At 39.8% G+C, this 12,412-nt stretch carries 7 protein-coding genes; all 7 read right to left on the reverse strand.

Going from position 1 to position 12,412, the window contains the following annotated elements; translation table 11 throughout:
* Nucleotides 1-23 precede the first annotated feature (23 nt).
* Entirely contained in the window at nucleotides 24-1,592 is a 1,569-nt protein-coding gene (locus tag Q1W14_RS13845) for a RagB/SusD family nutrient uptake outer membrane protein (protein ID WP_300702347.1), read from the reverse strand.
* Nucleotides 1,593-1,603: 11 nt separating this feature from the next.
* Nucleotides 1,604-4,567 carry a TonB-dependent receptor gene (locus Q1W14_RS13850; protein ID WP_300702349.1) on the reverse strand — a complete coding sequence of 988 codons (2,964 nt, stop codon included), beginning with the start codon at nucleotides 4,565-4,567 and terminating at the stop codon, nucleotides 1,604-1,606.
* Nucleotides 4,568-4,622: 55 nt separating this feature from the next.
* A complete protein-coding gene (gene rbsK / locus Q1W14_RS13855) occupies nucleotides 4,623-5,546 on the reverse strand; it encodes a ribokinase (protein ID WP_300702351.1) in 924 nt (307 codons plus the stop codon).
* A gap of 27 nt (nucleotides 5,547-5,573) precedes the next feature.
* Complete coding sequence (locus Q1W14_RS13860; protein WP_300702353.1) at nucleotides 5,574-6,578, reverse strand: GRP family sugar transporter; 1,005 nt, start codon at nucleotides 6,576-6,578, stop codon at nucleotides 5,574-5,576.
* A gap of 134 nt (nucleotides 6,579-6,712) precedes the next feature.
* Nucleotides 6,713-10,729, reverse strand: a complete 4,017-nt coding sequence (locus tag Q1W14_RS13865) for a hybrid sensor histidine kinase/response regulator transcription factor (protein WP_300702466.1) — start codon at nucleotides 10,727-10,729, stop codon at nucleotides 6,713-6,715.
* 119 nt (nucleotides 10,730-10,848) lie between these two features.
* A complete protein-coding gene (locus tag Q1W14_RS13870; protein ID WP_300702355.1) occupies nucleotides 10,849-11,919 on the reverse strand; it encodes a TIGR04133 family radical SAM/SPASM protein in 1,071 nt (356 codons plus the stop codon).
* A gap of 5 nt (nucleotides 11,920-11,924) precedes the next feature.
* Nucleotides 11,925-12,383 carry a radical SAM-associated putative lipoprotein gene (locus Q1W14_RS13875; RefSeq protein WP_300702358.1) on the reverse strand — a complete coding sequence of 153 codons (459 nt, stop codon included), beginning with the start codon at nucleotides 12,381-12,383 and terminating at the stop codon, nucleotides 11,925-11,927.
* Nucleotides 12,384-12,412 lie beyond the last annotated feature (29 nt).

Below are 12,412 nucleotides of genomic sequence, written 5' to 3' on the forward strand. Positions count from 1 at the left end.
AATTCATCAATATTGTTATGTTATTACTTATATCCGTCATTCTGAACCAACTTATTATTTGCCTGAAGTTCAGACAAGGGTATAGGGAATAAATTCAGATGAGTCTTTTTAGAGGATTCATGGAATGTCCATTCACCCTGTGTATAGTTATTGTCAAAGCGAATCAGTTGGCTTCTTCTCAAGCCTTCCAAAGCAAATTCCCTACCCCACTCCTGTAATAAGACTCCAAAACGTACAGGAGCAGCGTTCACATCAATCGTTTTAAGTAAATCGGCTCCCGTCAGCTTATAATCACCATCAAAAGCACGTTTACGCACATCATTTATCAACAGTGCAGCCTCATCGGCATTTCCATTAGTACGCAGAATACACTCGGCCCTCATAAAATATACTTCTGCATATCGCATGGCAACCCAATCATTGTCCAGCGCACGCGAAGTTCCCATTTTAATTTCATATTTACCACATCGGTAGCCTTCTGCTTCTCCACCATTTTCAAGGTTACTCACCTCTTTTGTATAAATCAAAGGTTTCCCTTCCCAACCTGGAACAAGACCGGTACAATATAATACAGAGCCATCACTACCATATTGTTGTCCCATTCTCCATGTCTTTTGCAGTCGTTTATCACCATCTGCATAATTATCAATAAAACTAGGAACTGCACATACACCATTATCCAGCCATGTTTGCAGATTAAAGGTCTTTACATTTGAGGGATGAAGTGTTTTTTGCAAAGCCATATAGATGGTACTCCCCGTTTTCACCTCATCGGCAGGATATGCAAATATAATTTCGGAAGAGTTTTCATTCTGAGTATAGAAAGGTGCGCTAAAATCGTTCTCCAATACATATTTCCCGGATGCCATGATTTCTGAACAAAGAGTATTACACTCCGCATACATATTCTTTCCAATCCAAGTTTCAGCATTCAGATAGAGACGAGCCAACAACATTTTGGCATTCCATTTATTAAATCTGCCATAATAAGTCTTTGTATCTTCACTCAACTTATCAATATTGTTTTTAAGACTACTCTCTATAAAAGCATATACTTCCTCACGCTTACTTGTCTCCGGTAAGAATCCTTCAGGTACATCAAACCGGTCTACAATAGGTATATTTCCAAAAGCTTCACACAAGATGTAGTACCAGTAAGCACGGGCTACCTCCAGTTCTGCAATCACTCCTTCTTTTCCTGCCACATCAAAGTTCAGGTTATTCAGCTGATAAATTACCCGGTTACAGTTACTAATGCCTCCGTAAGCCTGTCCCCAAAGATCAGAAAAGTGAGGATCTTCCGGTTTCCAGGTGTGTTTATGTAAACGGATGTAGATACCGCCATCAAACCAGGCAGCCCTGGGAGTAACAGCAACATCAGTAGATTCCTCAAAATCCCACCACTTACGCCACTCCAAAAGTCCCCGATAATCAGTATACACGGGGGTAATTGCAGCAACTATATCTTTTTCATCCTGATAGAAATTATCTTCTGTCAATCTATCATATATTTTCTCGTCGAGATTTGTACATGAACTAACCATAGCTCCCGTACAGAGAAGAGCAAACAAATATAAACTATATTTTTTCATAATCTTCCAATTTAAAATTTAACAATAGCACCAACTGTATACGAACGGACTGTCGGATATAACTCTCTACGCTCCACTCCCGGATCGAGTCCCTTTATACTAGCTTCGGGGTCCAAACCTTTATATCCGGTAATGGTCAGTAAATTGTGTCCGGTTACATACAAACGTGCACTCTTCAGATACTTATTATCCAATTGAAGCGTATAGCCCAATGTCAGATTATCCAGTTTCACATAATCTCCCTTTTCTACATAATAACTATTGTACATGTGCGAATCCCAAACATAGGACTTCCCACCGAAAGGTTTATTCAAAACAGATGCCGGCAAGTTCGCTTCGCTGATGCGTTTCATAGTTTCCCAATGCATTCTGTACTCATTCAATACTTCAAAGCCGAATGCTCCTCTCAAAGAAATTCCCAAGTCCAAATTCTTATATCGCAGTGTTGTGTTTAAGCCTGCATACATGCTTGGCAAACCATTTCCTATTACTTGCTTGTCTTCCTGCCCGGCTTCACTTGCCAACTTAGGTTTGCCATCGGCACCTTCCACCAACCATAATCCATCGTCTGTCAGCCCTACAGCTTTCCAACCATAGAAGTTTCCTATCGGTTCACCTTCCTTTACAATGTGTGTTGTCTGCTGAATCCCCGAGCTTGTCCATCCTGTATACCAATAGTCTCTCTTATACTTGTCATTGGAGAGAGACAAAAGTTTATTGGCATTGTAAGAGAAGTTACCACCCAGGCTCCAACTAAAATCTTTCGTTCTTATTATCTCGCCATCCAAAGCTATTTCAATACCTCTGTTTCTTATTTTACCCACATTCGCCCACATTGTACTGATAAAGTTAGGCGGTACAGGAACTTGATACTCAGACAACAAATCAGTAGTAGTACGCTGATACAAATCAATTGTACCATTCAAACGTCTGCCCAACAAAGAGAAATCAATACCTAAGTTCCATTCCGATTTAGTCTCCCACTTCAAGTCAGGATTAGGATTGGAAGCCGGCACAACACCCTGTCCCCATCGTCCGTTCATCATACCTACGCCGGAGTAACTAAGTAGTACCAAAGATTGATAGGAGTTTGTCAGTTCTGTACCAGTTACACCAAAACCTACTCTTAGCTTCAAATCATCAACAAACTTAATATCTTTCATGAAGCTTTCTTCACTGATTCTCCAACCGGCAGAGACAGCCGGAAACCATCCCCACTTATGATTCTTTCCAAACTTGGAAGAACCTTCACGTCTGAGACTTCCCATCAACATGTACTTGTTGTCATAGTTGTAAGTAAGACGTCCAAATAAAGAGATCAGCTTATTACCGTTTTTATAACTACTCATGGTCGATTTGCCGTCCTTCGTTGACTGTGCCGTACCAATGTTCCACGGTCCGAATGCATCTGTAGGAAAGTCCATGGCATACATCTGACTGCCTTGTCTTTCAAAATCCTGATAGCTATAGCCAACCAAAGCTGAGAATTCATGACTTCCGATTGCTTTAAAATAGTCGGCTGTCAACTCCAAAGTTCTATCCATACTTCCGGATGCCCACTTAGTAACTTCGGCATTCTTATTTTCAATGGTCGTAGTGAAATAATTAAAAGTATTCCATTTATCTCTCATCGAATCATAGCGTTGCATAGCAACCATTGCGCTCAAGTTTAATCCTGCAATCGGTGAGAAAATCACCTTACCACTTGCCAGAAGTTGATTCCACTTTTCCTGATCTGTTTCCTCATTCAAAAGAGATACAGGATTATAGGGCTTATAAGAAGTGCCATATTCTTTGTAAGAACCATCTTCATTATAAACAGGGCGTGTAGGATTCATTAAACAAGCCTGTAGATAAGCATTGTACCAGGTGACATTCTGTGTGATTGTAGAATTGTTGATATTCAACTGTACCTTCAACTTATCATCCATCATAGAATGGTTGATGCCGATCTTAAAGGTGAGTGCTTCTTTTCCGGTATTCAACATTATACCATCTTGTTTACGGTAAGTCATTGATGCAATGTAATTTGTTTTTTCCGTACCACCACGCAAAGACACATTGTGAGTATGATTCACCGGATTACGTGTAATAGCGTCAATCCAGTCCACATTACTACCTTCATCACTAATCTTATCTTTAAACAAAGGGTCTTGTGCCAATTTCTTATAATCAGATGCTGTCAAGACGTCTGTTTGTTTCTGTATTGATTCAAAAGCTACATATCCGTGATATTCCAAAGTAGCCTTACCTTGTTTTGCCTTTTTAGTGGTAATAATAATAACTCCATTCGTACCTCTTGTACCATAAATAGCTGCTGCAGAACCATCTTTCAACACATCAATCGTTTCTACATCTTCAGGAGCAATCGAGTTCAGACTACCCCCGGGAATTCCATCAATCACAATGAGTGGGGCAGATGAAGCAGAGATTGTAGACACACCACGAATATTAATTTCCGTTCCAGTCGTAGGGTCACCCGAAGGGCTGGACATCTGCAAACCTGCAACCTTGCCTTGTAGCAATTGAGTCGCATCTTTCACTACACCTTGAATAAAGTCTTCGGATTTCACGTTAGTAATAGCACTTGTTATCTCTCCTTTCTTCATAGAACCATATCCGATGACTACAACATCATTCAGCATATTAGAACTTTCGGCCAGTTTAACGTTTATGACCGTTCTGTCGCCAACCACTACCTCAACAGACTCATAACCAATATAAGAAATTACCAACACATCCTTAGGTGAAGAAACCGTGATAGAGAATTTTCCTTCAATATCCGAAATTACTCCTAATGTTTGTCCTTTCACTAGAATATTAGCTCCAATAATAGGCAATCCCTCCGTATCTGTTACCAGACCATTCACAGTACTCTTGCCATTCGCCGCATTCACACATACAGATATTCCTATACATATCAATAGAAAGAAATATCTAAGCCATTTTGTATTCTCCAATTTCATACTTAGCATTTTGATTAAAGTTAAAAAGTCAATTTATTATCATATAACAGCTGTTTATAATCTACTATTTAGTGTCCAAGAAATCAAGAACTTCCACCTCAAGAGGTATGGACGATTGCGCACCAACCTTGGTAACGGATAATGCTGCCGCCGCTGTAGCGAAACGTATAGCCTCCATCAATTGTCCATCTTCTATCCATCGGGCAACAAAAGCCCCACAGAACGTATCGCCTGCTCCTGTTGTGTCCACAGCTTTCACTGCATAAGAAGGTATTTGTTCTTCGGTATCTCCTGATAGGACAACCGATCCTTTTTTTCCTAGTGTCAGAATTACGATCTGTCCTTCCCTCTTGCATAAAGTTCGGGCAATAGATATTGGTTCGGAAGTAATCAATGATTGTCCTGTTATAAGCGAAGCCTCCGTTTCATTCAGGATGAGGACGTCTACTTTATCCAACACCTCAGTAGAGATTTCTCTAGCAGGAGCAGGATTCAAGATAACCTTAGTTCCCACACTTTGAGCATAATCAATCAGTGTAATCACTGATTGATAAGGTATTTCCAACTGTAAAACCAATGCATCGGCTTCCTTTATTACAGGAAGTATTGCATCTATTTTATCCGCCTGCAGCAGATTATTAGCACCGGGTGCTACTGCAATACAGTTCTCACCATTTTCTGCAACAAAGATAAAAGCAACTCCTGTTGGCTGTCCGGGGCATTGCTGAATATAATCTACATGCATGCCACTACTTGCAAAGGAGGAAACAAGTGCATCGCTATAAGCATCATCTCCAAGGCAAGAAACAAATGTTACATTTCCCCCCGAACGAGTGGCAGCAAGTGCTTGATTAGCCCCTTTACCTCCAAAAGAGGTAGTATATCCCGCTTCTCCAATCGTTTCACCCGGTTGAGGCAAATGGGCTACACGAGCTATCAAATCAACATTTGTACTACCAACTACTACTATTTTCTTTTTTCTGTTCATACTACTATCCATTTAAGTTTCTTATTCTCAAAGTCCTGCATAGATAATCAAACCAATTCCTGACAAAAACAAGATAAACATACATGTCAGTAAAATCTTATTTATCTTAGGACCACCTACAAACTCTTTCCAAATGAACACTCCCCAAAAAGCAGCTACCATCGTGGCACCCTGTCCCAATCCGTAAGAAATGGCAGCACCGGCCTTCTCCGCAGCCAATAAGCTAAAAAGATTGCCTATCCCCCATATAGCTCCACCCAGCAAGCCCACAGCATGCAAACGGAAGCTACCTGCAAAATAGTCTTTATAAGACGTAGGAGCTCCCACAAAAGGACGTTTCATGGCAATAGAATTAAAAATGAAGTTACTTATAAAGATACCTATTGAAAATACGACCATTGCCGTGTATGGTGTCATCTTTCCTGCTTCAGGATATTCAAAGTTTTGCAAATCCATAGAGCCCGCGACAAAGCGGAAGAAGAAAGACATCAAAATTCCTGCGATAATAGCTATTGCAATCCCTTTAGCTTGTTGTTGTTTCTCACCTTTGCCTATGTTTTTATATGCCCAGGCATTAAAAACAATTGCAATGATAACCAATAGAACACCCATAAACAGATAAACCGGATTGCCTTGCGGAGTGGTGAAGTAGTTGATGAATACCCCCAGTACCAAAGCCAACCCCACTCCTAATGGAAAAGCAACAGACATGCCCGCAATAGAAACTGATGCTGAAAGAAGAATATTAGAAAGATTAAATATCACTCCTCCAACAAAGGCCGAAGCCAAATTAGAGGAATCAGCCTGCCATAAATCAGCAACAAAGCTTCGACCCAGTTCGCCGTTACTCCCCATAGTAAATGCAGCAATAAGGGCTAAAAGCAAAACGCCAATTACATAATCCCAATAATATAACTCATACCGCCATACACGGCTACCGGCTAATTTCTGAGTGTTTCCCCAGGAGCCCCAACAAAGCATTGTAATGAAACAGAACAATACTGCCAATGAATAACTATCAATGATAAACATAGTGTGATAGATTTAAAATGTTTCTAATTAAAGGTTCTAATTGTCATTGGCAAAAGTAGCGGATAGTCCATTTTAGGGCTAAAACAAACATCCCAATAAATGAAAGAAACGTCCCTATCCTGCAAAAATCGTCTCTACTGAGGAAAATCCTTCGGAAGTACCCCAAATTGTTTCTGAAAGCACTTTGAGAAATAAGATGGAGAGTTAAAACCAACCGTATAGCAAATCTCATTAATACGGTATTCCCCCTCTTTCAGCAATTGTGCGGCACGTTTCAAACGCTCCAGTCTTAAATACTCATTAGGTGATAAATCGAGTACTCCTTTTATCTTTCGATAAAAATTAGAACGGCTGATATTAAAACAGTCTGCCATATCTTCCATACTGAAATCAGGATTACTAATATTGGCATGAATTATCTCATTCAGCTTCTGAATAAACTCTTCATCGGCTTTTGTCAGAGCCATAGAACTTGCAGCAATAAACGGGGATTTTGCAAATGCTTGTCTCAGTTTCTCACGGTTATTTATCAAGTTAGCCACACAAGCATTAAGATATTCCACCGAGAACGGTTTTTCGATATAAGCATCAGCACCAAGTTCCAATCCTTCTATTTTGGACTGAATATCAGTTTTTGCAGTCAGCAGAACTACTGGTATATGACTATAATTCAGTTCCGACTTAATAGATTTACATAGTTCAAAACCGTCCATGACAGGCATCATTACATCGCTAATAATAACATTCACATCTTTTTCATCCAATATCTTTAGTGCTTCAGCCCCATTGGCAGCCTTCAATACAGAATAACTGGCCGACAACTGGCGTGAAACAAAAGCAAGCATTTCACTATTATCTTCTACCACCAATACCACTGGTTTTCCTTTTTTATCTACCTCCTTATTTTCAGGTGTATCATCCGCTAGGTCTTCTTTTATCAGCAACGTTTTCTCCGGAGCAAATGTGATAGTACCTTCCTGTACCATAGGCATTGTCAGACAGAAACGGTTGACTTCCTCCCCTTTATTCATGACCAGGCTTCCTTGATGTAATTCTGCCAAAGAACGAGATAAAGCCAATCCTATTCCAGTACCAGTCGTCAATTTTTCATCTTTATCTTTATTATAACGAACAAATGGTCTGAATATCTCTTCCTTCATTGCATCAGGAATAGTGGAACCATCATTCTCTGTATGGATATAAAACTCTTTATCAGGTATAGCCTGATTTACACTCAAGGATATATGTACATAAGTTTCCGCATATTTCATCCCATTGCTTAGAAGGTTACTGATGATTTTAGTAAAGGCTTCTCTATTTATTGATGCATACAGTTCTTCTTCGGGCACTCTCAAAGTAAACTCCAAATCTTTTTGCTTAGCAAGGGAAGTAAATCGTAGATAGGTCTCTTTCAACACTTCCGTAATATTACATCGGGCAAAGTTCAAGCAAAATCCCTGACTTTCTGTTTTACGGAAGTCCAATAACTGATTAGTAAGGTTCAATAATCTCTCTGTATTTTGCTTCATAATATTCAAGTCCTCACGCACATCCATATCAACATGTTTATTCAGAATGATATTCTCCAATGGACCTTTAATCAAAGTTAGAGGAGTACGTACTTCATGGGCCACATTGGTGAAAAAGTCAAATTTGGCATTATATATTTCACGTTCTTTCTCTTGTTCGAACTTCTCCATCTGCCTTTGCTGCTTTTTGACATTCCGGCTCTTCAGATAAAGGTAGAGATAGACAATTATTCCAATTGATAATAGAATGTAAATAATATAAGCCCAAACCGAAAGGTAGAAAGGAGGCAAAATACGTATTTTCAATATCGTCTCGCGTTCGTTCCAAATACCATCACTGTTGGAAGCTTTCACCCGAAAGACATAATCCCCATAATGTAGATTAGAATATGTTACCAATGGGCTTTCACCCACCAACAGCCATTCTTCATCAAAGCCCTCCAACTTATACATCAATTTATTCATCTTCGGAGCTTGATATCCCAAAGCAGCCAAGCGAAATGAGAAAGAATTCTGATTGGCATGCAATAGCAATTTCTCTGAAAATATAATATTCTTTGCCAAAGGAGAATTTTCATCACCCACATGCATCTCTTTATTAAATAGAAGGAAGTCAGTAATTACAGCAGAAGGAACATATTTGTTTTCTGAGAAAGTATGGGGATTGAAAGCCACAAAGCCATCAATACTTCCGAAATAGATTGTACCATCCTTACCTTTAAAACTTGAACGATAATTAAACTGATCGCTCAATAATCCGTTAGCCGTAGTATATACTTTCGTAGCTCCACTTGCAGGATCAAAGCGCACCAAACCACTATTTGTAGTAAGCCAAAATAGTCCATCATCATCTTCTACAATCTGATATACAACATCATTAGGCAAGCCTTTACTCGTATCATAACGCGTGAAGTTTTCCGTTTCAGGGTGAAACAAACAAAAACCTCCTCCTTGCGTAGTCAACCATATATTACGGTGTGAATCTTCAAAAACACTTAAAACCTTATTATAAGAGAGACTCTTCTCATCCTTATCATCATGAAGATAATTTTTCCACTTCTTCGTACTCACATCATATCGGAAAACACCACTTACGTACGTAGCCAACCATATATTACCTCCAGTATCTTCTTTTATGTCGTATATAAAAGTTCCGCACAGTTCCGGCAATTGCTCAAAAGTATCTGTACTCTTATTATATCGCATCAAACCATAACCAGTTCCGATATAGATTTCTCCGGCCTTCGTTTCACAAATAGCAAAAACATTATTGTCATTTAAAGAACGGGGAGTATTACCATATTCATACGACCTCACAATACTTCCGGTACGTGTGTCGATTACTTTTAATCCCTTAGAGAATGTACCCACCCAAAGTTCATCGCCTATCAAACACAAGCCATGCACATTAGTAAAGCCAAGACTTGGATTAAAAAACTTAAACTGCTTGGCCAACGGATCAAAACAATTCAGTCCGCCATCCTCCGTACCAATCCATAGATTTCCTCTGTTGTCCCGACAGAACTCGCGCACACGTTTCCCATGTAGGCTACTTTCAGTCCCTTTAGAATAGTATTTTTCGAAACAAGTATATGAACGACGATAATAGTTTATACCACCAAAATAAGAACCTATCCAAACACCACCCTCACGATCTTTATACAATGAATAGATCGCATTATCCGACAAAGAATAGGGGTCATATGCAGAGCTACTTAAATGGACATATTTATCTGTTCGAAGATTGTAAATGTATACACCTGATTCGCATCCAATCCAAAGTTCATTATCAGAAAAAGCCAACAAATCACGGCACCATATCTTTTCGCCTCTTTCATCGAACACTAACAAATCACGTACTCTCCCCGAAGTCAAGTCTATTGCTTTAACTCCCCCGGCAATCGAACTTACAAACAAAGAATTATAAGCCCCTAACAGCGTCTTTGTAATCACATCGTTTTCAAAAGCCTTCTGTCCATCCGATGAAATATAAGGATGAAGGGTTTGAAAGTTATCCTTCGAATAAAACAAACCACTTCCGTTGCATCCTATCCAAATGGCTCCACTATTATCATAAGTCAGAGTGTTTACATTCGATTTTATAAAGGGGAATTCTTTAAGTGTATAGTTCTTCAATTGCTTTGTCAGCAGGTTATAGCAAAATATTCCCTGGCGTTCCACGGCAATCCAAATATGCCCTTTGTTATCTCCTTTGACCATAGAGACTGTATGCTCTATTTTCGTATTTTCAGAACTTAGTTGTTTAAAGGGTTCAAACACTTCAGTTTCCGGATAATAAATATACAGGCCTACATCTGTTCCAATCCATATATTTCCATCCACATCTTCATAAAGAGAGATAATATAATTATCACTAATACTCCGTGCGTCTTTTCTATCGTACTTAAACTTCTTGAAGAATAAACCATCATAGCGATTCAGACCATCTTTCGTTCCAAACCACATGAACCCTTTATTATCCTGCAAAATAGTATGTATCGTATTTTGAGATAATCCGTCTCGGATATTGAGACTTTCAAAATAGTAGTGTTCTCCTACTGTTTGTGCATAACCAGTAATGCAACAAATCAGGCTAGCAATAACAATTATTGCTCTCTTCAGACCAATGTTTTTCATATATTCTATGTGTTTAGACCCCAAATATAAGCCAAATCATATAAGAACAATATAAAAAACGTCCCAATGAATAAAAGTATTATCTCCCCAAAAAGTAATTGGACTTAAGTATGCAACCTCTTCATATGGCAGAGCAGCAATTCCCCCTTTTCATCCCGCAGATGCATGCCATTTCCTTCGCAATAGCGGAAGAAATCACAATCGGCGCAAGCACCTTCTTTCATCCATTCACGATTGCGGAATGACTGGAAACGATGCTCCCATACGTCCATGAAGTCGTCTTGATAAATATTTCCCTGATGAAAATCACTTCGGATACTGGGACAAGCAGAAATAGAACCATCTGCCAGGATAGAGCCTACGCTAAGGCCCGCATTGCAAGAGAAGAAATTATCCCGTACTTCCCCCTCATAATTGCCTAAGAAACCTTCACAGCAGTAGTTGGCACGCATTTTACCTTCTTTTCGAATACGCTTGATGAAATCTAACACACCTGTGAACTCTTCATCGGTCAACTGAAATTCAGGATACTGTACGGCACGCCCTACGGGAAAAATGGTGAACAGGCGCCAATTGCGGACACCTATCTTATATAAAGATGCTTTCAATTCATCCAAATAAGGATAATTCCGACGATTGACACAGGTTACCACATCCCATGCCAGTTCCGGTTCATGTACTAACCTTTTGATGGCATCCATCGCCCGCGTATAGCTCTCCGGATGTCCTCGCAGCCAGTTATGATCTTCGGGTAAACCATCCAGACTGATAGTAATGGAATGAAGTCCCGCTTTCATCAACCGCTGCAAACGTTCTTTGGTCAGATAGAGCCCGTTAGAGACGATGCCCCACGGATAGCCACGACGATAGAGGGCAAGTCCCACTTCCTCCAAGTCTTCACGCATCAACGGCTCACCACCGGTAATAACAATACTTACGACATTGGGATTGATATGCGGAGTAATAGAATCGATTACACGCAAGAAATCTTCGGCAGGCATATCCTTGATAGTGGACGTACGCTTGCAATCGCTGCCACAATGTTTGCAATGCAAATTACAGCGCTGCGTACACTCCCAAAAGAGTTGCCTCAACGGATGCAACTCTTTCAAGTTATTGCGCATCTTCCGCGCAATTTCCAGTGCTAAACGTTTACGAATGGAAAGTGTACCCACTGATTTTATTCTTCTGTCTTTTTCAATTTAAAGTTCACTTCTTTGCTATCGCTACCTTGATACCAGCCTTCACCACCCGTCGGATGCATCTCTACATCCGTAGAATCTGCTTTATACGCTCCTGACGGATCTTCGCAAATCACTCGGAACCTTCCATAGTTGGTGCCACTGTTCTTATAAATATATTCATTGGTCTTACCGGTACTTAACGTATCAGGATAACTATGCCACGGCTTATTATTCTGGTCTAGTTCTTTCACAATAATCCGTGCATTCGTTATAGGTTGTTTACCTTCCGCATCCTGTACTTTGCCCTTGATCTCATAATCAGCATGAGGCTGCCCATACATACAAGGTTCATCACCGTTCATAACGTTACTACATGCTGTAAAACCCAATAAGACAAGTATACCAGACATCAACCGGTTAAAAATTTGCAACCATCGTTGCTTTCCCTTCTTCATAGCATTCTCTCAATTTAAATTATATTCTA

It is taken from the genome of Bacteroides sp., from assembly GCF_030151085.1.
Taxonomy (GTDB): Bacteria; Bacteroidota; Bacteroidia; order Bacteroidales; family Bacteroidaceae; genus Bacteroides.